This is a genomic window from Acinetobacter sp. UNC436CL71CviS28 (assembly GCF_000620525.1).
Classification (GTDB): domain Bacteria; phylum Pseudomonadota; class Gammaproteobacteria; order Pseudomonadales; family Moraxellaceae; genus Acinetobacter; species Acinetobacter radioresistens.
The window spans coordinates 1-24,700 of sequence record NZ_JIBB01000012.1; the positions used below are offsets into that span (position 1 = coordinate 1).

Sequence of the window (24,700 nt, forward strand, 5' to 3'; positions counted from 1 at the left end):
CTGGGAAATTGAAACCTTATTCAGTTGTCTCAAAGGACGCGGGTTTAATCTTGAAAATACGCGCTTGACAGACCCTAGACGAGTGAAAAAATTGATTGCGGTGTTAGCTATAAGCTTCTGTTGGTGTTACTTAACGGGTGAATGGCAACATGATCAAAAAAAAGCGATAAAAATAAAGAAGCATGGACGACTCTCAATGAGTTTATTTCGCTATGGTTTAGACTATGTTCAAATGGCGATTCAGCGTTTAATTGGTTTTGGGAAAAAAGAAGAGTTTAAGGAAATTTTGGCAATTTTAAGAAGGCAGAACCCTGATAGGATAAGGGTTCTGTGAAATTTGTCGTGTACAGAGAACTATTTTAATAGATAGCAACAGGATAGGCTTTGCATTGTACAAGGTTTTATTCAAATTCAGGCAGGATGGGTTCCCATGGAAAACCGACAGTTTAAGGACCATTTTTCAAAAGACTCAAGACAGTATGCATTGTACCGGCCGAATTACCCCCATATATTAGCCAAAATGCTGGCCGAGCTTGCTCCATCTTGTGCGCGTGCATTGGATTGTGGCTGCGGTACAGGCCAACTTTCGGTCTTGCTTGCCGAGTATTTTGATGAGGTGGTTGCGACAGATGCCAGTACAGAGCAGATTGCCAAGGCTCAGCCACATCAACGGATAAACTATAAAACTGCCTTGGCAGATAATAGTGGACTACCCGGAGAAAGTGTAGATCTGATCACGGTCGCGCAAGCCGCGCACTGGCTTAAACTGGAAAGTTTTTATGAAGAGGTGAGACGGGTTGCACGTCCAGATGCCATAATCGCTCTGATAAGTTATGGTGTGTTACATGTAGACGGAGAGGTAAATGCACCTATTCAACATTTTTACTACGACACCATCATGCCTTATTGGCCTCCTGAACGGCGCCATGTAGAAGATGAATACCAGAACTTGGCTTTTCCATTTCAACCAGTTGAAACACCTGCTCTGAACATGCACATGATGTGGAATCTGGAACAGCTTCTCGGGTATATCAGTACATGGTCTGCATTAAAACAAGCCAGACAGAGCTTGGGTATTGATCCCTTAAAGTCACTTCAAGCCGAATTAGTGGCAATGTGGGGCAATCCTCAACAGACCAAACTGGTTAAATGGCCATTAGCCTTGCGTATTGGTCGTGTACATCCAGTATTAAAATAAGAAGCTGACGTAAAACTGAGATTCAAAAAATACTCAATTTTATTTAACGGCCTAATATCATTTCTAAAATAAATTTACTGCCAATGAAGCCAATAGCCAGCAAAAGAAAACCGACTAATGTAAAGCGAATCGCCTTTTGACCACGCCAGCCGAATTTGTAATGCCCAAGTAAAAGGGCACCATAAATAAACCAGGAAATGATACTAAAAGCCGTTTTATGAGCCAGATGCTGGGCGAAGAAGTTATCAACAGTAAAGAAACCCAGACCCAAGGCAATCGTAAGTAAAATAAAGCCGGTAATAATCAGGTCAAATAGCAGGGATTCCATTGCCTGAACAGAAGGCAATAAATTCACCCAAATCCGGCGTTTCTGTTTGTTTTTAAGTTCACGGTTCTGGAACCAGAGCAGCACCGCATGAATAGTTGCCATCAGCAGAACCGCGTATGCAGATAATGATAAGATAATGTGCAGGTCTAAACCTAAATCCCGCTGCTCAATAATCTGGGTCGGACGGCTAAAAGCGAATCCCATGACCAGACCGGTCGCCGCTACAGGTATACCTAACAGGTTTAAGGCCAATACCGGTCGGTAAGTACTAAACAGCAGGCTCAACAGCAGCATCAGTCCTGAGGTGAAAGACATCAGGTTGAAAACATCATAATTAATGCCCGCTGGTGTAAGCATATCGCTATACAATACTGCTGCATGCAGAAAAAGTCCTAAGCCCAGCATAATGCCGATGAGCCCATGGTTTGGTTGATGTTTAGACATTAAATTAACAAACAAATACCAGAATGATGTGGTATAAGCGATTAATGCTAAGATCGTAAAAACCAAGGGGAGACTGAGCATGTCAAACCTTTTCTCGGACTATGAATATTGAAGTTATAAGATATAAATTCTACGCGAACTACAGTATCCTATAGCATTCTATGCATAAATTTTCTATTTTTAGGAAAGATTTTTTGCAACTGGCCATTTTAAGCGGATTTTGCAATGTTTGATACCTTAACAGAACGACTCACGCAGAGTTTAAGAAATGTTACTGGCTCAGGGCAACTGACCGAAGACAATATTAAAGATACGTTACGCGAAGTACGTATGGCGCTTCTTGAAGCCGATGTTGCGTTACCTGTAACTCGTGAATTTATTGCGAAAGTTAAGGAACAGGCATTGGGTCAGGAAGTTATGAGCCAACTTTCTCCTGGGCAGGCTTTTGTCAAGATCGTCTATGACGAACTGACCAAAATGATGGGAGAGGCTAATGAAAGTCTTGACTTAGCTGCAAAGCCTCCGGTTATAGTACTACTTGCAGGTTTGCAGGGCGCTGGTAAAACGACAACTGCTGCAAAATTGGCTCGCTTTTTAAAAGAACGTCAAAAGAAAAAAGTAGCAATGGTTTCTGCCGATATTTACCGCCCGGCAGCCATTAAACAGCTTCAGACCGTTGCGAATGAAGTCGGTGCGGAATTCATTGAGTCAAGTGCTGATGAAGATCCGATTGTTATTGCGAATCGTGCCATAGAACAGGCCAAGATCAAGTTTGCTGATGTGCTGATTGTCGATACTGCAGGCCGTCTGCATATTGATGATGACATGATGGGTGAAATTAAAGCACTCCATGCTGCCATTCAGCCAACTGAAACCCTGTTCGTGGTAGATGCCATGACTGGTCAGGATGCTGCAAATACTGCCAAGGCGTTCAATGATGCCTTGCCTTTGACTGGCGTGATCCTGACCAAAACTGATGGTGATGCACGCGGTGGTGCGGCATTGTCAGTGCGTGCTATTACCGGCAAGCCAATCAAATTTCTGGGGATGGGTGAGAAACTTGATGCCCTGGAACCTTTCCATCCGGAACGTGTTGCACAGCGTATTCTGGGTATGGGTGATGTTCTGTCACTGGTCGAAGAAGTTGAACGTAAGATCGACAAAGAAAAAGCCGAAAAAATGGCGAAGAAACTGCAAAAAGGTGGCAGTTTTAACTTTGAAGATATGCTGATGCAATTCGAACAGATGAGCAAAATGGGCGGCATGATGGGTTTTCTGGACAAGTTGCCAGGTATGAGCAACTCAGGAATTCAGCAGGCGCTAGAGCAGGCTAATCCTGAAAAGCAGGTCAAGAAAATGGAAGCTATCATTCAGTCTATGACTGTAAAAGAGCGCCGTAATCCTGACCTGATTAATCCGAGCCGTAAAAAACGTATTGCTGCTGGTTGTGGTATGGACGTCGCCGAAGTCAATAAACTGATTAAACAGCATGCTCAGATGGCAAAAATGATGAAAAAGTTCTCCAATCCCGCAGGTATGAGCAAGATGATGCGTTCACTTGGCAATCTGCAAAAACAGTTTGGTGGCGGTGGTGGCGCAGGCCCGCTTTTTGGCGGAAACGACCCGCAGAAAAAGCCTTAATCGTATTTAAAAACAGAGCGCACTAAGCGCTCTTTTTTATTTTCAAGCTTAAGAATTTAGATATTTTAAGGTTAAGAAAACCCAACATTTGCTTACCCGAATCAGTCATAGTTTACGGCACACTCAAGGCATTCATCGTCAAAAGTGAGAAGAAAAATGACACAGGTTATTGTAGTTCATGGTTATACCGCTGGCCCTGAACAGAACTGGTTCCCCTGGATTCAACAATATGCCAAACAGCAAAATGTCAGTTTGCAGGTACTACGTCTGGACCCTTCAACAACTCCTAAACTGCAAGACTGGGATCAGCAAATGGCTGAGCAAATTAAAGAGATTAATGAAAACAGTATCTTTATTGGTCACAGTCTGGGCTGTATTGCCACCTTGCATTACTTATCACATCAATTAAAGAACCAGAAGATCAAACAATTGGTACTGGTGGCAGGCTTTAACGGTCGTTTAGGGCGTCTTGAAGAGGTTGACCCTTTTATTGATGCCTGCAAAATTGACCTGGAACTATTAAAGCAGCAGATAGAGCATCGGGTTGTGATCTATTCAGAGGGTGATGACCGTGTACCACCAAAATTTAGCTTGGAACAGGCTAAAAGCCTGGATGCTGAAGTTATCCAGGCTAAGCATCAAGGGCACTTTATTGACTCTGAAGGCTGTACCGAGCTGCCGGAGGTGTGGCAGGCGATTGAACCTTATGTGCTGACTGAATAATAATGAATATAACGTTGTAGCCCCTTGAGCAGTAAATCAGTTTCAACTTCAGGTTGATACTGCTCAAGGAAGCGGGCAAACAGTGGTGCATCGCCTCCAGTCAGAATTAACTGACGGGGGGACTGTAGCAAGACATGCTTGATAGTACTGAGGAGGCCTAATAATATTCCATGGTGTACTGCATCGAGTGTATTACGGCCAGGGCTCAAGTCATCAAAAGCTGCTTCAGGAATACGAATTCCTTTAGTGTGCTGAATCAATGCATCACGTTGCAGATAGAGGTTCGGCAAAATATATCCACCTAAATGCTGATGACCGTGTGTCAGATCAATAGTCAGTGCTGTTCCACAGCTGATGATACATAAGTCCTGTTTTGGCCGGGCTACGGCAAGAACCTGCAGCCAGCGGTCAATACCGAGCTGCGTGACATCATAGGCACATTCAAGGCCAGCATATTCAGCATGAACTTTGGCAAAAGTTACAGGAATATTCAGGAACCTTAAAATTTTATAAATACGATCATTATTTTTTTTATCCTGAACCGAAGATACGCCAACCCGGGATAAATCTAAACTTTTAAAGTGCTGAATCAGACCTAACAGCAAGTCAGACGGTGACTGTAAATGCAACTCGGCTGCATGTTCAATCACCTGTTGATCTTCAGTAATCCAGTATTTCAGGCGTGTATTGCCAATATCTAACCATAACTCTCTCATAGCACAACCCTGATTTTTTACTGCTGACGGCGTAAGCGGCCCTGATAAAAAGTATGGCTTTCATCAGCGATTTGTAACGTAACTGCGCCATCATTTTGAATTCCGATGAATTTTCCTTCAGCAATACCTTGATGATGCTCGAAGTAAACCATATCGTTTAAAAAAGCGGCATGATGATTAAAGCGGTTTGCCAGCTGATGGCTACCATGACTAAACCATTCTCCTGCCTGCTGGATGGCATGATAAAGTTCAGCGATAAGTTGCATTAAATCTATTTGAGCCAAACCCAGTTGTGTCAACGAAGTTACCGACTGGTCGAGTACATCATGTATCTGGTAAATGTTGATCCCTACGCCAATAATAGCTTGCTGTGCAGTAATTGGTTCCACCAGAATGCCGCCCCATTTCCCCTGATGGCTGTAAAGGTCGTTTGGCCACTTGACCTGAAGTTTAAGGGGTTGTAAAGAAGGGCATTGCAAGATATTCAGGGCTATTTCAAGAGCCAGCCGGCCGTCTATTGCTGTTCCTGTCTGCAACAATGTGCTTAAATAAATGTTTCCTTCAGGCGATACCCAAGGCCTCTGATGCTGGCCACGCCCTTGAGTTTGTCTGGCACTACAGACCAGTGCAGACTTTATTCCTTTCTGTGCAATTTCACGGACATCATCATTGGTTGAGGTGGTCTCTGCTTTAAGTACTACTGCCTCAGGGCAATGGTGTGTTTGCGCCAGTAGTTGCTGGAGCCGGCGGGAATCTAAATCCATATTGAAATAAAGAGAAATGAGAAATTAATGATGGAGTTAATCATATATTTGCTGATTGGTGCAATTGCAGGTTTTGCTGCCGGTCTGTTTGGAGTAGGCGGCGGCCTGATTATTGTACCTATTCTTTATATCGTTTTTACCCAGTTAAATTATGATCCGAATGTGCTGATGCATATGGCGGTTGGTACTTCTTTAGCCACCATCATTGTTACTTCAATCAGTTCGGTAATGGCACATCATAAACGCGGTGCCGTATTATGGGCAGTGTTTAAAAACTTGGCTCCTGGCTTGGTTCTTGGTTCTTTTCTGGGAGCGGGTGTGGCAGATCTGCTGTCTGGACAGCATCTGCAGCTGGCTATTGGGCTGTTTGCCATATGGGTTGCATACAAGATGTTCAGGGGTGCACATGTTCAGGTAAATCCGGACCGCACATTACCTTCTGCACCGGTACAAATGCTGGCCGGAGGAGGTATTGGTATAGCTTCTGCCATTTTTGGCATTGGTGGAGGCAGTCTGACAGTGCCTTATTTAAACCGGCATGGTGTGATCATGCAAAAGGCTGTAGCTACCTCTGCGGCCTGTGGCTTACCAATTGCCATTGCAGGTGCCTTGGGCTTTATCTGGTTTGGACACCAGGCAAATGTAGAAGTGCCAAATGCGATTGGCTATGTTCATATCTATGCATTTATTGGTATCAGTACAATGAGTTTCATTACTGCCAAGCTGGGTGCCAGAGTCGCCCATATGCTTTCTCCCGTTATGCTCAAAAAGTGCTTTGCCGGAATGTTGAGTGTCGTAGGTGTATATTTTATTTATCAGGCAGTCAGTATTTATTTCTAAAGCTTTCTCTTTCATGATGTGAGAATTGACCTAAAATACCTGAAAATTGTCCGACAATGACATAGTTTTAAAGTTTAAAGCTGTCAACAATTCATTTACCAATAAAAAACTGCATTCAGTGCAGTTTATATAAATAAAAGTAGGTGAGTCATGACAGTTAAAGCAACAGACAGTCTCTCTGAACAAATTGCTAAAAGCATTGCTGAACAGATTATCAGCGGAGAACTGGTTGAGGGTGAACGGATACAGGAATTGAGAATTGCCAAGGAGCTGGATGTCAGCCGTGGGTCAGTCCGTGAAGCACTGCTTTTATTAGAGCGTACTCATCTAATTGAGATTTATCCGCGTCGGGGGGCAATTGTAGCTGAAATGTCGCCTCAACAGGTTCGAGCGCTATTTGATACCAGTTGCTTGCTGCTCGGGCAGGTGGTCCAGCAAATCAGTCAGGGCTGGCGTGGTACAGATGCCCAGATTCTACAGCAACTTCTGGTTTATTTGCAGGAGCAGGTAAAACATGGCCATACGGAAAAATTTTATGATCAGATTTTCGAATATCTGATGGAGCAGCAAGGAATAGTTGCCAATCTCTATTTAATGAAATTTCTGAATGAGCTGTTACCTTCTTTGAGACGCAGCTATTTTCTGACCTTAAATACTTCACGTCGTGAGCTGCAGGAGTCATTTGAACTGTTTAAATTAGTGATTGATGCTATTTTGAACCGAAATTCACAACAAGCCACTTTATTTATGGAAGATTTTTGTCGACACTTGCGCAACCTTGTGTTGGAATCGCTGACACGAATGAAACAGATCGAATTAGCTTGGGCCCGTCGCTCGCGTCGCTAATCAGGACACTATGCGTTTAAGCAGTTTAAAACTTTCCGGCTTCAAATCGTTTGCCGATTCAACCACCTTGAATTTCAGAGATAGCCGCAGTGCAGTGGTAGGCCCAAATGGCTGTGGCAAATCTAATGTGATTGATGCCATCCGCTGGGTAATGGGCGAGTCTAGTGCTCGTCAGCTGCGAGGTGGCAGCATGCAGGATGTTATTTTTACCGGTACAGCAAAACGAAAACCTGTGGGTATGGCCAGTGTCGAGCTCCGCTTTGACAACACCTATGGAAAACTGGGCGGCGCCTACAATGCATATAACGAACTGGCTGTACGTCGACAGGTTAACCGTGAAGGTAAGTCTGAATATTTTCTTAATGGTACGCGCTGCCGCCGCCGCGATATAACCGATATCTTTTTGGGAACCGGTTTGGGCCCACGTTCCTATGCCATTATTGAACAGGGCATGATTAACCGGCTGGTAGATGCCAAACCTGATGAAATGCGGGTTTTCATTGAGGAGGCCGCCGGTATTTCACGTTATCAGGCCCGTCGCCGAGAAACGCTGCTACATCTTGAACATACCACTCAAAACCTGTCCCGTCTGGAAGATATTGCGCTAGAGCTTAAAAGTCAGCTAAAAAGTTTAAAAAAACAGGCCGAAACTGCAGTTCAGTACAAGGAACTGGAAAATCGGATTCGTACCCTTAAAATCGAAATTCTCTCTGTGCAATGTGAACGAAGCCAGCATTTGCAGCAGGAATATACCTTGCAGATGAATGAACTGGGAGAGTCTTTTAAACTGGTGCGTTCTGAGCTACATACTCTAGAGTATAATCTGACCTCGACCAGCGAGCTATTTCAGCGGTTATTGCAGCAATCTGCCCCTTTACAGAGTGAGTGGCAGCAAGCTGAAAAGAAAATGGCTGAACTCAAAATGACGCTGGAACAGAAGCAGTCACTATTTCAGCAAAACAACACGATGCTTAACCAGCTTGAGCAGCAGAAAGTTCAGACTAAAGAAAGGCTGAAGTTGATTGAGCTTCAGCTGGAAAATCTGTATCAGCAACAGGAACAGCTGGATGAGCAGATACAGCAACAGGAACAGCAGCACCAAGGTCGGACTCAGGATATACAACTTTTAAAAGCCCAGCAGCAACAGGTAGGGCAACAGTTTGAGCAGCTCAAACAACAGGTCGAAAAACAGCAACAGCAGAAAATGCAGATGTTGGCGCAGACCGAGCAGCTCTTAAAAAATATTGCTCGGATTGAACAGCAACGTGAAACTTTACATACCCAGATTGCCCAGCTTCAACAGCAGTATGAATCAGATGAGCTTGAACAGCGATATACTGAAAAACAGCAGTTGCAACAGCAGATTGAAGTTTTAGAACTGCAGATTAATGCAAGAAAGCAGAAAATTATCGGGCTTGAATCAGGCTATACACAAAAGAGCAGTGAACTGGGAGAGCTGAAATCATCAATTCATGTACTATATTCTGAACAGAAAAACCTGAAACAGTTGATGACTCAACATGGTCCGGTAATCCAGAAAGACCAGGTACAGTTAGTACAAATACTTAAACTGAACAAGCAGGCTAAACCATATGCAAGCCTCATTGAAAAGTTTCTGTCTAAATGGCTGACTGCACATGTGCTAGAGACCGGGCAAAGCTTCAGCGAGAACATTTCAAGACAACTTAAAGGCCACTCAGATGAACTCATTCAACTGGACCACTTACCTTGTTTAGCCAACTGGATTGAAACACCACATTATTCTTTATGGACACAGGTTGCGGTCGCTACAACTTTATCTGAAGCGCTATCTTTACAGGATAAACTGCATACTGGTCAGTCCATCCTGACACTCGATGGTTATCATGTAGGTGCAGATTGGACCATTGCACTTTATTATGATGATGACAGCCAAGCCGGACAGGGTATGTTAAGCCACCGTATCCGTCTGGAAGAAATCGAAGCATTATTAATACAGTCTGGTGAGCAGCTGGAACAGCAAGAAGCTCAGCTGTTAACGGTCAAGCAGCAAGTCCAGACCGAGCAGCATCAACAGCAATTACAGCTTGATCTGCTTAAGCAGCAGCAAACAGTATTACAGCAGCTTGATATCAGCATTGCTAAAATACAAAGTACCGCACAGGCACTGAAATTACAGCAGCAGCAATTACATATCCAGCTGCAACAGTTTGATCTTCAGCTGCAAGAAGATGCCATGCAAAAGGATGATCTAGAAATTGATCTGCATGCCTTGGGTTTAAAGCTCGAGCAGATACTGCCAGACTATAAAGCCCAGCAGTTCCAGTTTGAAGAATTGACTGAGCAGCTGGAAAGTACCCAGCAAAATCTGCAACATGCCCAACAGGAGCTGGATTTAATACGCCGGCAGGCAATACAAACCAGGCAACAGATTGAATTGCTGGAAAAAGATGCTTCATTTTTAAAAGTCCAGTATCAGCAGATTATAACGCAAATAGAGCAGTCTAAAAAATTTGTTGACCCTATTCAGCTGGAGTTACCTAATCTGGAGTCGCAATTTTCACAGCAGCAGCAACTTACTGAAAATTTAGAAAAAAGCTGGCATAAATGGCAAGTTGAACTGAATCAGGTTCAGGAAAAACAACAGCAACTGACGGAACAGCGTCATCGTTTTCAGCAGCAGGATGAGTCTTTGCGTACCGAGCTGGAAGAAAAGCGTCTAGCCTGGCAGGCGGCCAAATCAGACTTTTTGCATTATGCTGAACAGCTTAAAGAATTAAATAGCGAGCCGGTTTTAGGGCTAAAGATTGATTTGTCTGGTCATCAGCAACAGCTTGAAAAAATACAGCAAAAATTTGAAAAAATTGGTGCAGTAAACCTGGCTGCTTCACAGGAATATGATGAGGTAAGCCAGCGTTTTGAAGAGCTGATTCATCAGATGCGGGACTTGGAAAATACTGTAGAGCAGCTAAAAAATGCCATGAAGAGTATCGATCAGGAAACCCGTAAGCTGTTTATGAGTACTTTTGATCAGGTAAATGCCGAGCTACAGGTACTATTTCCTAAAGTCTTCAATGGCGGTGAGGCCAGTCTGAGCTTGGAAGATGACTGGCAATCTGGTATTAAATTAATGGCACGGCCACCTGGGAAACGTAACAGTTCTCTGGCTTTATTGTCAGGTGGAGAGAAAGCACTGACTGCACTGGCCTTGGTATTTGCAATTTTCAGGCTAAATCCGGCTCCGTTTTGTGTACTGGATGAAGTTGATGCGCCTTTAGATGATGCCAATGTTCAGCGGTTTTGTAATTTGGTAAAAGAACTTTCTGAACAGGTACAATTCATTTACATTACACATAATAAAATTGCAATGACCATGGCAACAGACTTACTCGGTGTAACCATGCCTGAGCCAGGAACATCAAAATTAGTCACAGTCAATTTAGAACAAGCAAAAGAATACGGTTTAGTCGCGGAGGCATAAGTATGGAAGTCACTACCATGATAGGGATTATTGTTGCTGTTATTATTATTCTGGTCGGGCTGCGTATGATGCTGAAAAAGCCAAATACGGCACCCTCACTCGAATCTGAACTTTATATAGACCCGCAAAGCAACAAGCCGGTGATTCCCCGTCATGTCCGTGACCAGCTACAGGCCAGCGAGAGTGCGGTTACACCAACAGTGCGCAAAGAACCACAGCTTGATCAGAGCTCGGCCACTCAACAGTCTGTACCAACAGCCGGACAACATTCTAAACAAGCTTCAGAACCTGAAGTATCTGCTTCTCAGTCTGTCTCTACAGATAAGGCTGAAACTCGGGCTCAGCCAGAAGCACCTGCAGAAGCTATTGCTTTGAGTGAAACTCAGGCGCAAGTAAAGAAAGTAGAAAAGACAACTTCAGAATCAACTGAAGTGGCTGATGGGTCTGAGCCAAAAGAGCCGGAATTTAGCTTGAATCCCACTATTGAAACTGCCGAAATTGCCGAGTTTGATGGTGAAAGCAATATCCTTGATGTACATTTACATGAACAGCAGCGCTGTGATGATGAAAGTGCTCTAGCAACTGCGCAGCAGATTATTGCACTGAATGTTTATCCGAATCCGCGCCGTGCTTTATCAGGTGATAAAGCCCTGAAGGTACTGTTAAAATATGGTTTGCGTTATGGTGAAATGTCCTGCTTCCACCGCTATGAAAAAACAGAAGAACAAAGTCCACTGATGTTCTCTGTACTGCGTATTACTGATGAAGGTCCGGCAGGTTTTGACCTTGAAAGTCTGTCTACCGAGCAAGTACAGGGTTTGGCTTTCTTTCTGGCATTGCCGAATCCGAATGCTATTACCGGTTTTGATATGATGACCAGTATTGCCGGCCTGATTGCGCGGGAAATTGATGGTAAAGTATATGATGAACAGAATCTTGAGTTTACGCCACAGCTTAAAGAGCACTGGCGTCATCAGGTGATTGATTACCGGCCGGATCATGTCAGTGTCTGATCGGATATTTAATTAAAAAACAGATTGAAAGCAGCATCAGGGCGGGAGTATCCGCCCTTTTATATGGTGAATCTTATGGAATCTACAGCAGGCATTGTGACGCAGATGCGTCAACTTATACAGCTGATCGCACAGCATAATCACGCTTATTATGTAATGGATCAGCCCAGTATTTCCGATAATGAATATGATTCCCTGTTTCATCAGTTAAAAGCACTCGAAGAGCAGTATCCGGATCTTGTTCAAAATGATACGCCGACTCGTCGTGTAGGTGGACAAGCTCTGAGCAAGTTTATGACAGTCAGACATGCAGTGCCGATGCTGTCGCTCGGAAACGTGTTTAATAAGGAAGACCTGTTCGCGTTTGCCCGTCGGGTAGAGGAGCGTCTTCCGGGACAACAGGTCAAGTATGAGGTTGAGTTAAAACTCGATGGGCTGGCTATTTCACTCTGGTACGAAAATGGTGAGCTGGTACGTGGGGTAACGCGGGGCGATGGAGAAACTGGAGAAGATATTACCCAGAATGTTAAAACTATCCGTAATTTGCCAAAGTACCTTTATTCTGATCAGGCTGCTATACCTAAATTGCTGGAAGTACGAGGGGAAGTTCTAATTCCTAAAACCGGTTTTTTAAAATTAAATGCTGAAAATGAAGCCAAAGGTGAAAAAATATTTGCCAATCCGCGCAATGCTGCTGCTGGAAGCCTTCGCCAGTTAGATCCGGGTATTGCCGCTGCACGTCCATTGGCCTTTTATGCTTATGGAATTGCCCAGTGTGAACCAGAGCATCACTTAAATTCCATGACCGAAAGTCTGCACTGGTTACGTGATCTGGGCTTTGAAATTGCCGAACGGCAATTTTTATGTGATTCGATTGAAGAAGTACAGCGCCGCTATGAAAAAATTATGGAAGAGCGCGCTGACCTGGGTGTAGAAATTGATGGCATGGTGGTTAAGGTAGATAGCCTTAAACAGCAAAAACAGTTGGGCTTTCTAAGCCGGGAACCACGCTGGGCAACTGCCTATAAGTTCCCTGCAATTGCAGCCCTCACTACAGTAGAGAATATAGACTGGCAGGTAGGACGAACAGGTATCCTGACGCCTGTTGCCCGGTTAAATCCGGTATTTGTCGGAGGTGTAACAGTATCCAATGTAACACTGCATAATATTGGCGAGATTCACCGTCTGGATGTAAGAATTGGCGATACAGTGAGCGTTTACCGAACCGGAGACGTGATTCCTAAAGTGGAAAAAGTCTGGCCTGAGTTTCGTCCGGACACTGCCGAAGTCATAAACCTACCGGAAACCTGTCCTGTGTGTGCCTCACCTGTAGTGATGCCGGAAGGTGAGGCTTTGGCCCGCTGTTCGGGAGAGTTATATTGTGCAGCACAGCGAATTGAATCAATTCGCCATTTTGTGTCCCGCAAGGCTATGGATATTGAAGGTTTGGGGGACCGCTGGGTAGAGTCACTGCTGCATCTTGAACTGTTGAAAGATGTCTCAGACATTTATCATCTGCACCAGCATCGGAATACGTTGCTTGGCATTGAAAAAATGGGTGAAAAATCAGTTCAGAACCTGATCAATGCAATTGAACAAAGTAAAAAAACTACACTGGCCCGTTTTATTTATGCCCTGGGGATACGAGGTGTCGGTGAAACAACGGCACGGATGCTGGCCAACAGCTTTCAAACCCTAGAAGCCTTGCAACAGGCAGATGTAGATAGCTTGAAAAAAGTGCCTGATGTAGGCGATATAACAGCCGAATGGATTTATGACTTTTTCCGTGCAGAACATAACCTGGAAGTAATTGATCGATTGCTGGCCGCAGGCATCCATTGGGATGCACCAATTGCCTCAACGCGTCAGCCATTGAATGGTGAAAGCTGGGTTTTAACAGGCACACTTGAGCACCTTACACGCGAACAGGCTACCCAGATGTTACAAGCTTTAGGCGCACGTGTAAGTGGCAGTGTATCTGCCAAAACTAAATGTGTGGTTGCCGGGGAAAAGGCTGGGTCAAAACTGGAAAAAGCACAAAAGCTTAATATTCAGACACTAAATGAAAGGCAGTTTATTGAGCTAATGGAGACCTATGGTCAAGTAATTTAATGTAAATTAAATTACATGGTTTATCCACATTCATGCTGTTTTTTAGTGCATTGAAAATGTTTTCAAAGCCTTACGTAGTAAGACTTTTACAGTTACAAAAAAGACTGAAAAAATATTTTGAAATGGATGTATTGTTCTTGTAAGTGTGTATAATTTCGCCATCAAAAGCCCTTGCCAATAAGTAGATATATCTACAAACCGGTAGGGGTTTTTCTATTGGAATTCTCTGGAATGGAATACCAAGGTCTTTTTTAATGGTGGTGGCACACTGTGATACTTTTCTCCAGAACAGCAGTTTTAGATAGCGCAGCTCAACTGAGTGCACAACGTCTATCTACACGTTTGAACTTTTTTAGCTTGGGCTTTGGAACGGCGGCCTGGGCGCCCTTGATTCCATTTGCACAGCAGCGTCTAAATTTAAATCATGCTGATTTTGGTTTGTTATTGCTCTGTATGGGTGTAGGGTCAATGATTGCTATGCCTGCGACTGGGGCTCTGGTACAACGAATCGGTTGCCGTGCAATTATTGGCTTTGCGGCGCTGTTGATACTGTTAGTATTGCCGGGGCTTGCTGTCTGGAATACATCAGTAATGATGGCGGTTTCTCTGTTCCTGTTCGGTACAGCTGCAGGAAGTTTTGGGGTTGCCCTCAATTTACAGGCAGTTATTGTAGAGAAGAACAGTCTGCGTGCCATGATGTCGAGTTTTCATGGTATGTGCAGCTTAGGTGGCTTGGCTGGTGTAATGACTGTAACGGCGCTTTTAGCGGCTGGCGTATCGCCACTGATTAGTGCGCTGGCAGTAAGTATTATGCTATTCGTCATTAGCATTATTGCGGTTCCAGCTTCATTAAGTGAAATTGAACGCGATGAACAGATTGAAGCAGACACGGCAGAGCATAAAAAAAGTCACAAAAAACTGCCTGCGCCTATTATCTTGCTGATTGGACTAATGTGCTTTATCGCATTTTTATCGGAAGGTGCGGCCATGGACTGGAGTGGCATTTACCTGACCAGCAAATATGGTGTTAATCCCGCCTTTGCAGGGCTGGCTTACACTTTCTTTGCGATTGCCATGACATTGGGCCGTTTCTCGGGGCGTTACCTGTTGAAAAAACTGGGTGAAAAAAATATTGTAACTTATAGTGCTATCTGTGCTGCTACAGGTTTAGCAGTGGTGGTACTGGCTCCACATTGGTTTATTGTACTGTTAGGTTATGCACTGGTTGGTCTAGGTTGTTCAAATATCGTACCTGTCATGTTTTCACGTGTTGGACGTCAGAACTTTATGCCTAAAGCGGCAGCCCTATCTTGTGTATCGACTATGGCTTATACAGGATCTCTGTCTGGCCCGGCATTGATCGGTGTAATTGGTGAGATGACCGGCTTAACCATCATGTTTGCGAGTGTGGCAGTATTATTGGCTATTGTAGCTATTTTAAACCGGTTTACTCGAGTAGACCCCGCCTAAAGTCAGCTTATTTAAACGCCACTACATAAAAACCGGTAAGCTGGAATTTTACCGGTTTTTTTATGGACAATACTTCTATATAAACTGAGGGCACTACAGCAATTGATAAACTGGATTGGCTGTATCACGGCCAGGCCGTTTAAAGTTCTGCAATTCATTATTTTGACGCAGGTCAACCAGAAATGCATTACGCCAGTCATTAATATCAAAAGCTTTAAGCCCCGCAATCAGTTTTTGATAACGGCGGGTACGTTCCTCTTGAGACATATCTAGCGCAAGTTTTAATGCCTGAACCATTGCTTTAGGATCTTCTGGATCAACAATAATAGCTTCTGGCATCTGCTCAGCAGCCCCTGTATATTTTGAAAGGATCAATACACCAGGATTTTCAGGATCCTGAGCTGCAATGTATTCTTTTGCTACCAGATTCATACCATCACGGATTGAACTGATCCAGCAGATACTTGATTTGCGGTAAATGCCCATTAATGCCTCATGAGCGACGACATCATGACTGCATTCAATTGGCAGCCAGTTATCTTGAGCAAATTGTGCATTAATAGTTTTAACCTTCTCTTTTAGACGTTTAAATAATTCCTGGTAAGCCACAATATCCAGACGGCATGGGCAAGCAATCTGTAAATCTGTTACTTGACGGTGATATTCCGGATAAGTAGCTAAAAAGTCGGAATATGCATTAAAACGTTCAAGTAATCCTTTGGAATAATCAATTCGGTCAACCCCAATAATAGTCTGCTGTTTACCTAAGGCATCAAAGTCAAAAACAGACTGTGAGTCATCGGCATACTGACGGGCTACTTTCTGAATATGATCCGGATTGACCCCAATCGGATAACATTTAATAGTGGTAATGCGTTTCTGGTAACTAAGCAGGTATTGCTGAATCTTTTGTGCCTGAAGTAGGGTGGTGCAGGCCTGCATACACAGGTTCTGATCATGTTCAGTTTGTAAACCCACCACATCATACTGACATAGGTCTTGAATGAGGCGGTTTGCCATAGGTATCTGGCGCCATATCGCTAAACGTGCAAATGGAATATGCAAGAAGAAGCCAATTTTGTTTTGCATACCTAATTCACGGCAATAGCGTGCTACGCTAAAAAAATGATAGTCATGAACCCAGATCACATCATCTGGCTGGGCAATATCTTTTAGTTTTTCAGCAAACAAGCGGTTTACCTGCTGATAGGTTTCATATTCTTCTGCATTACATTCAATCAGGTCTGCGCGCTCATGCATCGCAGGCCATAGTGTATTATTGGCAAAACCGCAGTAGTACTGCTCATATTGCTGGTGAGTCAATGGACAGGTCAGATATTCTACATTTTTATTATTAATGCGACCAAACTCGGCTTGTTGATCATTATTGATTTGCTCGCCATTCCAGCCTAACCATATCCCGCCGGTTTCATCAAGTGCATCCTGTAACGCCACTGCCAAGCCTCCCGCAGCGGGCTTGTCGGGATTTGGCAGACTAACACGATTCGATAATACGATTAGTTTAGACATGCTTTTTCTCCATTTGGTGTTTGATTCTGTGTCAAAACACGCGTTTTTAAGAATTCTGAAAATAGTGCAAGAAAATCAGCTACTGTTTTAATATCTTTGAGCCGATAATGAGCCTGGGTTTCTCCTGGGCCGACTTTTATACTTATACCGTTATGGTTGTTTATTGTTCTAAAACCAGATTCATCGGTTTTATCATCACCTATAAAAATCGGTAAAACTTGAGTAAGTTCCAAATGCTTTAATATGGTATTTATTGCTTCTCCTTTATCGGCTTGTCGAGGAAGTAACTCAATAACACATTTACCTTCATTGATTTTAAGTGCCGTATGAGATTGATGCAGTACCTGCATGATTTGCTTTGCTGTGTCTGCCAGTTCAGGACACTGCCGGTAATGCAAAGCAACCGAGTACTGTTTATCCTCAATTAACAGCTGGGGATAAGGTGCACAAGCTGCTTCTAAATCCTGCCTCAAGCGGACAAAATCAATCTGACTCAGATCAGGTTTGAAATGCGTATGAGCATCAATTTGGATATCTAGCCCATGCAGTCCAGCAACCGGAATGCATAAGGGGGCAAAAAGAGACTGGGCGACCTGTACATGTCGGCCGGTTACCGCAATAACAGGCACATCAAGCTTTAAAATGGTCTGAAGAATATTTAATGTATTTTCAGGAATAAAACTATCTTCGGGATCATCCTGAAAATCAGAAAGTGTGCCGTCAATATCGAGAAACAAACAATAATGAGTATTTTCCTTATGACCATCTGCAATCATCTTCTGTAATAAAACAGCAGAGAACTGTACTGTGGCAGAGGAAAATGCAGATTCGTTCATTGCTCAAATAGCCTGATTATTCTGATAAATGGTCTATCTTATTTATCATTAAAAGTTGACTTTTGGCCGGAATTTATTATTAAACCTACATAAGGTTAACAACCTTTACATACTTTATTCACATTAACAATATAGTAAAAATAAGCCAATTTGATATGTTGCGTGAGTGCTGTCTAAAAAATTGAAAGACCTGGCTTTTTCTATATTACTTATAAAAAGTAGGATCCAGCTGCTTTATATAGTTCACTCAAATAATATTAAAACCCGTTTTTGAGAGGTATTTAGTTATAGCTCAGCAGTTAATAAGATTACTTTTTTAATTTTTTGTAAATAAATTAAATGACTTTAAAAAATCGCCAATCTCAAAATAAGAAAAATCTATTATGAAAACAACCAATTAATTGATGATATAAAATGCAAATGCGTATGCTTCTCATTTTTAATTTATATAAATCATAAACTTACATAATTTTAATTTTGCATTCTAAATACCAATCACCCATAATAACTTTAAAATGATGAGGAGTAAGAATATGCGCGGCAATCCAGAAGTCATAGACTACTTAAATATGTTGATTGGTGGCGAACTGGCAGCTCGCGATCAATACCTGATTCATTCTCGCATGTATGAAGATTGGGGCCTGAGTAAAATCTACGAAAGAATTGACCATGAAATGCAGGAAGAAGCAGCTCATGCTGATGCAATTATCCGTCGTGTCCTGTTTTTAGGCGGTACACCTAATATGGAACGTGACAGTATTGATGTTGGTTCAGATGTTTGCACCTGCTTAAAAGCTGATCTTGCACTTGAATATCATGTGCGTGAAAAACTGGCCCGTGGTATCCAGTTATGTGAAGAAAAAGGGGATTACATCAGCCGTGACATGTTACGCCAGCAGTTGTCTGATACTGAAGAAGATCATACATATTGGCTGGAAAAACAGTTAGGTTTGATTGAATTGATTGGCCTGCAAAATTATATCCAGTCTCAAATTTAAAATTTGTATGATTCAAGCAAGCCCAGTCAGAAGATTGGGCTTTTTAATGACTGTATTCTATTGAGCAGTATTTTATAGTAGAACCGATCAATTAAATCAGATTAAGCATGCAAAAGATTTTACTTATTAGTGGCTGGGGCTTGGGCCTTCAGCCTTTAGCCGGACTTAAAACTGCTCTTGAAAACCTGTATTTTCAGGTTGAACTGATTGATATATTCGACAGTTTTAAACCGGCAGTTTTGGAGGGGGTGCTTCAAAAAGCGGTTAAAGCTGATATTTTAATGGGCTGGTCGCTAGGAGGTCAGCTTGCCACTATTCTGGCTCAGAAGATTTTTGAACAGACCGGTCAGGCTAAAATTCTGGTTACATTGGCTTCCAATCCGTGCTTTGTTGCTACAGTAGAGTGGCCAAATGCAATGTCTCGTGTAACTTTTGAGGCATTTAAAGGTGCTTTTCTGAATGACAGGGAGGCTACTCTAAAGCGTTTTTGTCATCTGGTCGGTGCAGGGGGAGTTACAGCTCGTAACGATATAAGATATCTACAAAGTTTTATTAAAACTGATGATCCTATAAATCTGATTTCTGGTTTACAGCAACTTGAGCAATTAAATTTAGTTTCAATCTTACAAAAATATCCAGGTCGACAGTATCATCTCGTCTCTGAACAGGATCAGCTCATACCCTGCCAGATTATCGCTGATTTTCATTTTTTAAAGGCAAATTTACTTAAAATCGAACTGTTGCCTAATGTTGGACATGGTTTTCCTTATAGTGAAATTACATTAACTAGCAAAAAAATTTGTAGTTTTTTAAATATGACTTAGGGAAATATAAACTTTGTTGTTTCTCGCAATTTATTTTATTGCTTTACGCTATTAAGATGGATGAGTTATATAAATAATAGTTTTAATGTGAAGGATGGGTGTTGGATGGCTGACTTATTTGATCTTGAGCATCTTTGGCATCCTTATACTTCTATGACTCAGCCTTTACCAGCTTTCAAAGTAAAACGGGCCTATGGCTCAACTATCGAACTGCAGAATGGTCACAAGCTTGTTGATGGTATGTCATCTTGGTGGTGTACTATTCATGGTTATAATCATCCTGAATTAAATCAGGCTGTTCAAGATCAGTTACAAGATATGGCACATGTCATGTTTGGTGGACTGACCCATAATCCTGCGATTGAGCTGGGCAAGCTTCTTCTGAATATTACGCCACCAGGTCTCGATAAGATTTTCTATGCTGATTCCGGTTCGGTTGCAGTTGAAGTCGCTTTAAAAATGGCAGTGCAGTATTGGAGCGCACAGGGCCAGCTGAAGAAGACTAATTTTGTTACGCCTCGCTCCGGGTATCATGGTGATACCTGGAATGCAATGTCGGTATGTGATCCAGTAACCGGCATGCACCAGATTTTTGGTAGCAGTCTGCCCAACCGTTTTTTTGTTCCGGCTCCACAAACTGCTTTTGATGAAAAGTGGAATCCGCAAGATATTGCAGAGCTAGAGCAAACTTTAGTACAGCATCATACCTGTATTGCCGCGCTGATTCTGGAACCCATTGTACAGGGTGCAGGAGGTATGCGTTTTTATCATCCTGAATACTTGCGTCAAGCCAAGCTACTTTGTGAAAAGTATCAGATCCTGCTTATATTTGATGAGATTGCTACCGGTTTTGGACGCACTGGTAAACTGTTTGCTTGGGAATACGCGGGCGTTGAGCCGGATATCATGTGTATAGGAAAAGCCTTAACTGGCGGATACATGACTTTGTCAGCAACTTTAACCAGTAAAGCGATTGCTGAAAAAATCAGTCAGGGAGAGGCAGGGGTATTTATGCATGGGCCTACTTTTATGGCCAATCCACTTGCCTGTGCAGTTGCCCTTAAAAGTACACAGTTATTACTGGCTCAAGACTGGCAAGCCAACATCCGCCGTATTGAACAGCAACTCAAACAGTACTTACCTGCGCTATCTCAACTGGAGTATGTTGAGGATGTTCGAATATTAGGTGCTATCGGTGTTGTTGAACTAACTGTGCCGGTAAATATGCAAATTCTACAACAGGAATTTGTCCGTCGTGGAATTTGGGTACGTCCGTTTGGAAGACTGGTATATGTGATGCCTCCTTATATCATCACTTGTAATGAACTGGATTATTTACTTCAGCAGTTGGTAGAAGTAGTGCAACAGCTACAGGAGCTTCAGCATGAAACTGCTTGAGCATTATACCAAGCAGCTGGAGCAGTTAAGACAGCAGGGGAATTTTCGCCAGTTTACGGCCAACCGGCAACAAGGACGGATCATTGAAATTGCAGGCCAGCATATGCTGAATCTGTCTTCTAATGATTACCTGGGGCTGGCTGCTGATCTCGAATTAAGACAGGTCTTTTTTGATCAGTGCCCTCTGGAACAGCGCTGGCTCAGTTCCTCTTCATCACGTTTGCTTACTGGTAATTTTCCGGAATATGAACAGCTGGAAGCCTGTATGAGCCAGGCTTTTGACGGGCGTGCAGTGCTGCTGTTCAATAGTGGCTACCATATGAATATAGGGATTTTACCGGCATTAAGTGATGGTAAGACTCTGATTCTGGCCGATAAACTGGTTCATGCCAGCATGATTGATGGAATTCGTCTGTCCTCAGCCAAATACCTGCGGTACCGTCACAATGATTTAAACCATTTACAGCAACTCTTGCAAAAGTATCATGCAGATGACACTTATGAACGCATCATTGTGGTCACCGAATCTATTTTTAGTATGGATGGCGATGAAACAGACCTGAACCAGCTGGTGTCGCTAAAACGGCAGTTTGCAAAAGTTATGTTATATGTCGATGAAGCTCACGCTATTGGTGTCCGCGGAGCGCGGGGATTAGGCTGTGCGGAGCAATATGCAGTAATTAACCAGATTGATTTTCTGGTAGGCACCTTTGGTAAGGCACTTGCTTCAGTGGGAGGATATCTGGTCTGTGAACCTGTAATTCGTGAATATCTGATTAACAGCATGCGTCCACTTATTTTCAGTACCGCATTACCTCCGCTTTCGATAGCTTGGACTCGGTTTGTTTTCGAGCATATGCAAAAAATGCAGAAGCAGCGCGATCACTTGGTAAATTTAAGCCATCATTTACAGCATAAAGTTCAGAGTCTTGGTTTTTGTTGTCCCTCAAGTAGTCATATTGTTCCAGTTATTATCGGAGATAGTCAGCCGGCGGTAGACAAAGCCAACTATTTACAGGCACAAGGTTTTTATATCATGCCAGTACGCCCACCTACTGTACCGGCCAATAGTGCGCGACTGAGAATCTCACTGACATCACAAATTCAGCCAGAAGAAATTGAACAATTGGTAGCATTACTGTGAGTCAAAATTTTCATATAGATACCGGGCTGATTGCCCAGCGCTTTGCTAAAGCCGCCTCCAGTTATTCTGAACATGCAGTCGCGCAAAAGATAATTTGCCAGCGATTAATTGAAATGATGCGCCGGCATATAGCCATACAAATTCCTCGAGTACTGGAACTGGGCTGTGGCTCAGGTCACTTAACAATATTACTGCAACAGAACTTTCAGATTGAACAGCTCATACTTAATGATCTGTATCCTGAGGTCAGACAGCATTTTTCTGCTGCTGAACAGCTGGACTGGTGTATTGGAGATATTGAACGGCTTGATTTTCCGGGACAACTTGACGCTATTATGTCCAGTTCAGTCTTGCAATGGGTGCATGACCTGGAGCAGGTATTTAAGAAATGCAGCGAGGCATTAAAACCGCAGGGCTGGTTTTGTTTTTCAAGCTTTGGTTCAGAAAACTTGCGTGAGATTAAAACTTTAACGGGTCAGGGGTTAAACTACCTCAGTCTGGAAGAGCTAAAAGAAAAAATGTGCAAATCAGGGTTTGAAGTCCTTGAAATACAGGAAGAGCAGGAAACCTTATATTTTGAGCATCCAAAACAGGTTCTCCAGCATTTAAAACTGACCGGCGTAACGGCAACCAGTAGTCAGCATCGCTGGACTAAGCAGTCACTATACAAGTTTTATGATCAGTATCAGCAGTTTGTAAAGAGTCCAGCTTATGAGGGAATACAGCAATATCCATTAACTTACCACCCAATTTATTGTATAGCTCGGAGAGTTCGATGACAGGCTCAATTTATTTCGTGAGCGGAATTGATACTGGTATAGGAAAGACCTTTGCCACTGGTTATCTGGCCAAAATCTGGAATGAACATGGTACCCGTACTATTACACAGAAACTGGTACAAACCGGAAATATCAACATTTCGGAGGATATCGAACAGCACCGGACTATTATGGGCATGGGCTGGTTTGCCGAAGATGAAGAAAAGCTTACGATGCCAGAAATTCTGTCTTATCCAGCTTCGCCGCATCTTGCAACAAAAATTGATGGGCGTGAAATTGATCTGGATAAAATTCATGCTGCGACTCAAGAACTGGCTAGACGTTATGATGCAGTGCTGCTAGAAGGTGCCGGCGGGCTTATGGTTCCTTTAACAGATGATGTGCTTACTATTGATCATATAGCGGCTCATCAGTTCCCTGTTATTCTGGTTACCTCTGGGCGTCTGGGAAGTATTAATCATACGTTACTGAGTCTGGAGCTGCTGAAAAGCCGAGGGGTAGAGCTGTTTGCTGTGGCCTATAATGGAATGGATGATTCTCAAGACCCGTTAATTGCCTGTGATACATCAAATTATCTACGGGCTTACATAACAAAGCATTTCCCGGAAGCAGAATGGATTGAAATCCCGGTGATCCGTTAAAAAAAGTCGCCAAGGCGACTTTTTTGTTTAAAGCAGTAAAAGACCGTTTTAAAACTTCTTCGGACTATAAGGCTTGCGTGGTGCAGCAGTTTGTTCTGTTCCTTCATTCTCGCGGCGCTGTTGACGCAAATAACCACCGCGGCGAGCTGCCATAGGTTTTTCAGCCATACGTTCAGTACGACGTTTCGCCATGCCATACAGGCCAGTACCTTGACGCGGTTTAAGCTCAACCGACTTGGTCAGGTTATCGATATCTGCTTTATCCAGCTCAATCCAGCGCCCAGTGCGCAGCTCACGCGGCAGAATAACTGTACCATAGCGAGTACGTAAAAGACGACTTACTTTTAAACCCTGTGATTCGAAAATACGGCGAACTTCACGGTTACGTCCTTCTTTAACCACAACCTGGTACCAGCGGTTAATACCATCACCACCAATTTCAGAAAAAGTTTCAAACTTGGCTGGGCCATCATCTAGCACGACGCCATTTAGCATATTCTGACGGATCTGCGGGGTAACTTCGCCCATAACACGGACTGCGTATTCACGTTCGATCTCATTTGAAGGATGCATTAGACGATTTGCAAGCTCACCGTCATTGGTAAACAGTAAAAGGCCGGTAGAGTTAATGTCCAGACGGCCTACCATAACCCAGCGGTCATTGGCGATTGTAGGCAAATGATCAAATACAGTCGGACGTGACTCTGGATCATTGCGTGAGCAGATTTCACCTTCTGGCTTATAGTAAATCAGAACGCGACGACGAATCTCATCTTCAATCTGAAATTGCACCTTACGCCCATCAATACGCAATTCGTCGCCTGGTTCAATACGCTCACCGACCTGAGCAACACGACCATTGACACTTACGCGACCAGCAGCAATGACCTCTTCCATATAACGGCGAGAACCTAGCCCGATACGTGCTAGGACTTTTTGCAATTTTTCACTCATGACAGCATAACCTTAGAAATAATTATCAACAGTCCACCGAT

21 protein-coding genes and 1 pseudogene are annotated in these 24,700 nt (G+C 43.2%); 16 read left to right on the forward strand and 6 right to left on the reverse strand.

Going from position 1 to position 24,700, the window contains the following annotated elements; translation table 11 throughout:
- Nucleotides 1-334, forward strand: a pseudogene (locus tag N518_RS0106005) (IS4 family transposase); the annotation flags it as partial.
- A 96-nt stretch (nucleotides 335-430) separates the two neighbouring features.
- A complete protein-coding gene (locus tag N518_RS0106010; RefSeq protein ID WP_005027564.1) occupies nucleotides 431-1,198 on the forward strand; it encodes a class I SAM-dependent methyltransferase in 768 nt (255 codons plus the stop codon).
- Between the two features lie 43 nt (nucleotides 1,199-1,241).
- On the opposite strand, the gene N518_RS0106015 is transcribed toward N518_RS0106010, so the two are convergent.
- Nucleotides 1,242-2,051: a cytochrome C assembly family protein gene (locus N518_RS0106015; RefSeq protein ID WP_005027562.1), complete on the reverse strand. Its 810-nt coding sequence runs from the start codon at nucleotides 2,049-2,051 to the stop codon at nucleotides 1,242-1,244.
- A gap of 144 nt (nucleotides 2,052-2,195) precedes the next feature.
- On the opposite strand from N518_RS0106015, the gene ffh reads away from it, so the two are divergent.
- Nucleotides 2,196-3,611 (forward strand): signal recognition particle protein, encoded by a 1,416-nt coding sequence (ffh, locus tag N518_RS0106020; RefSeq protein ID WP_005018824.1) that lies wholly within the window; start codon nucleotides 2,196-2,198, stop codon nucleotides 3,609-3,611.
- Between the two features lie 156 nt (nucleotides 3,612-3,767).
- Nucleotides 3,768-4,334: an RBBP9/YdeN family alpha/beta hydrolase gene (locus N518_RS0106025; RefSeq protein WP_005018825.1), complete on the forward strand. Its 567-nt coding sequence runs from the start codon at nucleotides 3,768-3,770 to the stop codon at nucleotides 4,332-4,334.
- Here the strand turns inward: N518_RS0106025 and N518_RS0106030 are convergent.
- Together N518_RS0106030 and N518_RS0106035 are read right to left on the reverse strand one after the other, a co-directional pair.
- Complete coding sequence (locus N518_RS0106030; RefSeq protein ID WP_005018826.1) at nucleotides 4,316-5,050, reverse strand: type III pantothenate kinase; 735 nt, start codon at nucleotides 5,048-5,050, stop codon at nucleotides 4,316-4,318. The two genes, N518_RS0106025 and N518_RS0106030, sit on opposite strands and share 19 nt — an antisense overlap.
- A gap of 17 nt (nucleotides 5,051-5,067) precedes the next feature.
- A complete protein-coding gene (locus N518_RS0106035; protein ID WP_005027555.1) occupies nucleotides 5,068-5,814 on the reverse strand; it encodes a biotin--[acetyl-CoA-carboxylase] ligase in 747 nt (248 codons plus the stop codon).
- 30 nt (nucleotides 5,815-5,844) lie between these two features.
- Here N518_RS0106035 and N518_RS0106040 point away from each other — a divergent pair, with 30 nt between their 5' ends.
- The 6 genes from N518_RS0106040 to N518_RS0106065 all read left to right on the forward strand — a co-directional run bounded on the left by N518_RS0106040 (nucleotide 5,845) and on the right by N518_RS0106065 (nucleotide 15,555).
- Nucleotides 5,845-6,654 (forward strand): sulfite exporter TauE/SafE family protein, encoded by an 810-nt coding sequence (locus N518_RS0106040; RefSeq protein ID WP_026055462.1) that lies wholly within the window; start codon nucleotides 5,845-5,847, stop codon nucleotides 6,652-6,654.
- Nucleotides 6,655-6,804: 150 nt separating this feature from the next.
- Entirely contained in the window at nucleotides 6,805-7,500 is a 696-nt protein-coding gene (locus N518_RS0106045; protein ID WP_026444054.1) for a GntR family transcriptional regulator, read from the forward strand.
- A gap of 10 nt (nucleotides 7,501-7,510) precedes the next feature.
- On the forward strand, nucleotides 7,511-10,960 hold the full coding sequence (gene smc / locus N518_RS0106050; protein ID WP_026444055.1) for a chromosome segregation protein SMC: 3,450 nt from the start codon (nucleotides 7,511-7,513) through the stop codon (nucleotides 10,958-10,960).
- Nucleotides 10,961-10,962: 2 nt separating this feature from the next.
- A complete protein-coding gene (locus N518_RS0106055) occupies nucleotides 10,963-11,973 on the forward strand; it encodes a cell division protein ZipA C-terminal FtsZ-binding domain-containing protein (RefSeq protein ID WP_026444056.1) in 1,011 nt (336 codons plus the stop codon).
- 75 nt (nucleotides 11,974-12,048) lie between these two features.
- Nucleotides 12,049-14,085 (forward strand): NAD-dependent DNA ligase LigA, encoded by a 2,037-nt coding sequence (ligA, locus tag N518_RS0106060; RefSeq protein WP_010700205.1) that lies wholly within the window; start codon nucleotides 12,049-12,051, stop codon nucleotides 14,083-14,085.
- A 270-nt stretch (nucleotides 14,086-14,355) separates the two neighbouring features.
- Complete coding sequence (locus N518_RS0106065) at nucleotides 14,356-15,555, forward strand: MFS transporter (protein WP_034593708.1); 1,200 nt, start codon at nucleotides 14,356-14,358, stop codon at nucleotides 15,553-15,555.
- 93 nt (nucleotides 15,556-15,648) lie between these two features.
- Here the strand turns inward: N518_RS0106065 and N518_RS0106070 are convergent, their stop codons facing one another.
- A complete protein-coding gene (locus tag N518_RS0106070) occupies nucleotides 15,649-17,085 on the reverse strand; it encodes an alpha,alpha-trehalose-phosphate synthase (UDP-forming) (RefSeq protein ID WP_026444058.1) in 1,437 nt (478 codons plus the stop codon).
- Nucleotides 17,073-17,921 (reverse strand): trehalose-phosphatase, encoded by an 849-nt coding sequence (gene otsB, locus N518_RS0106075; protein ID WP_026444059.1) that lies wholly within the window; start codon nucleotides 17,919-17,921, stop codon nucleotides 17,073-17,075. The genes N518_RS0106070 and otsB overlap by 13 nt, the downstream gene beginning before the upstream one ends.
- Before the next feature lie 533 nt (nucleotides 17,922-18,454).
- On the opposite strand from otsB, the gene ftn reads away from it, so the two are divergent.
- The 6 genes from ftn to bioD all read left to right on the forward strand — a co-directional run bounded on the left by ftn (nucleotide 18,455) and on the right by bioD (nucleotide 23,705).
- Entirely contained in the window at nucleotides 18,455-18,919 is a 465-nt protein-coding gene (ftn, locus tag N518_RS0106080) for a heteropolymeric bacterioferritin subunit Ftn (protein WP_005018842.1), read from the forward strand.
- Nucleotides 18,920-19,026: 107 nt separating this feature from the next.
- Nucleotides 19,027-19,743: a transporter gene (locus N518_RS0106085; RefSeq protein ID WP_026444060.1), complete on the forward strand. Its 717-nt coding sequence runs from the start codon at nucleotides 19,027-19,029 to the stop codon at nucleotides 19,741-19,743.
- Between the two features lie 105 nt (nucleotides 19,744-19,848).
- Nucleotides 19,849-21,141, forward strand: coding sequence for an adenosylmethionine--8-amino-7-oxononanoate transaminase (gene bioA / locus N518_RS0106090; RefSeq protein WP_026444061.1), 1,293 nt, complete (start codon nucleotides 19,849-19,851; stop codon nucleotides 21,139-21,141).
- Nucleotides 21,128-22,285, forward strand: a complete 1,158-nt coding sequence (locus N518_RS0106095) for an 8-amino-7-oxononanoate synthase (protein WP_005018849.1) — start codon at nucleotides 21,128-21,130, stop codon at nucleotides 22,283-22,285. Before bioA ends, N518_RS0106095 begins: the two co-directional genes overlap by 14 nt.
- Entirely contained in the window at nucleotides 22,282-23,064 is a 783-nt protein-coding gene (gene bioC / locus N518_RS0106100; protein WP_026444062.1) for a malonyl-ACP O-methyltransferase BioC, read from the forward strand. The genes N518_RS0106095 and bioC overlap by 4 nt, the downstream gene beginning before the upstream one ends.
- Nucleotides 23,061-23,705 carry a dethiobiotin synthase gene (bioD, locus tag N518_RS0106105; RefSeq protein WP_026444063.1) on the forward strand — a complete coding sequence of 215 codons (645 nt, stop codon included), beginning with the start codon at nucleotides 23,061-23,063 and terminating at the stop codon, nucleotides 23,703-23,705. Before bioC ends, bioD begins: the two co-directional genes overlap by 4 nt.
- A 48-nt stretch (nucleotides 23,706-23,753) precedes the next feature.
- On the opposite strand, the gene rluB is transcribed toward bioD, so the two are convergent.
- Nucleotides 23,754-24,659 carry a 23S rRNA pseudouridine(2605) synthase RluB gene (gene rluB / locus N518_RS0106110; RefSeq protein WP_005027528.1) on the reverse strand — a complete coding sequence of 302 codons (906 nt, stop codon included), beginning with the start codon at nucleotides 24,657-24,659 and terminating at the stop codon, nucleotides 23,754-23,756.
- Nucleotides 24,660-24,700: the final 41 nt, after the last annotated feature.

Bases quoted from the DNA above. Each gene is read 5' to 3' on its own strand.
- N518_RS0106010 (WP_005027564.1), top strand. From the start codon at position 431: ATGGAAAACCGACAGTTTAAGGACCATTTTTCAAAAGACTCAAGACAG.
- N518_RS0106015 (WP_005027562.1), bottom strand. From the start codon at position 2,051: ATGCTCAGTCTCCCCTTGGTTTTTACGATCTTAGCATTAATCGCTTAT.
- ffh (WP_005018824.1), top strand. From the start codon at position 2,196: ATGTTTGATACCTTAACAGAACGACTCACGCAGAGTTTAAGAAATGTT.
- N518_RS0106025 (WP_005018825.1), top strand. From the start codon at position 3,768: ATGACACAGGTTATTGTAGTTCATGGTTATACCGCTGGCCCTGAACAG.
- N518_RS0106030 (WP_005018826.1), bottom strand. From the start codon at position 5,050: ATGAGAGAGTTATGGTTAGATATTGGCAATACACGCCTGAAATACTGG.
- N518_RS0106035 (WP_005027555.1), bottom strand. From the start codon at position 5,814: ATGGATTTAGATTCCCGCCGGCTCCAGCAACTACTGGCGCAAACACAC.
- N518_RS0106040 (WP_026055462.1), top strand. From the start codon at position 5,845: ATGGAGTTAATCATATATTTGCTGATTGGTGCAATTGCAGGTTTTGCT.
- N518_RS0106045 (WP_026444054.1), top strand. From the start codon at position 6,805: ATGACAGTTAAAGCAACAGACAGTCTCTCTGAACAAATTGCTAAAAGC.
- smc (WP_026444055.1), top strand. From the start codon at position 7,511: ATGCGTTTAAGCAGTTTAAAACTTTCCGGCTTCAAATCGTTTGCCGAT.
- N518_RS0106055 (WP_026444056.1), top strand. From the start codon at position 10,963: ATGGAAGTCACTACCATGATAGGGATTATTGTTGCTGTTATTATTATT.
- ligA (WP_010700205.1), top strand. From the start codon at position 12,049: ATGGAATCTACAGCAGGCATTGTGACGCAGATGCGTCAACTTATACAG.
- N518_RS0106070 (WP_026444058.1), bottom strand. From the start codon at position 17,085: ATGTCTAAACTAATCGTATTATCGAATCGTGTTAGTCTGCCAAATCCC.
- otsB (WP_026444059.1), bottom strand. From the start codon at position 17,921: ATGAACGAATCTGCATTTTCCTCTGCCACAGTACAGTTCTCTGCTGTT.
- ftn (WP_005018842.1), top strand. From the start codon at position 18,455: ATGCGCGGCAATCCAGAAGTCATAGACTACTTAAATATGTTGATTGGT.
- N518_RS0106085 (WP_026444060.1), top strand. From the start codon at position 19,027: ATGCAAAAGATTTTACTTATTAGTGGCTGGGGCTTGGGCCTTCAGCCT.
- bioA (WP_026444061.1), top strand. From the start codon at position 19,849: ATGGCTGACTTATTTGATCTTGAGCATCTTTGGCATCCTTATACTTCT.
- N518_RS0106095 (WP_005018849.1), top strand. From the start codon at position 21,128: ATGAAACTGCTTGAGCATTATACCAAGCAGCTGGAGCAGTTAAGACAG.
- bioD (WP_026444063.1), top strand. From the start codon at position 23,061: ATGACAGGCTCAATTTATTTCGTGAGCGGAATTGATACTGGTATAGGA.
- rluB (WP_005027528.1), bottom strand. From the start codon at position 24,659: ATGAGTGAAAAATTGCAAAAAGTCCTAGCACGTATCGGGCTAGGTTCT.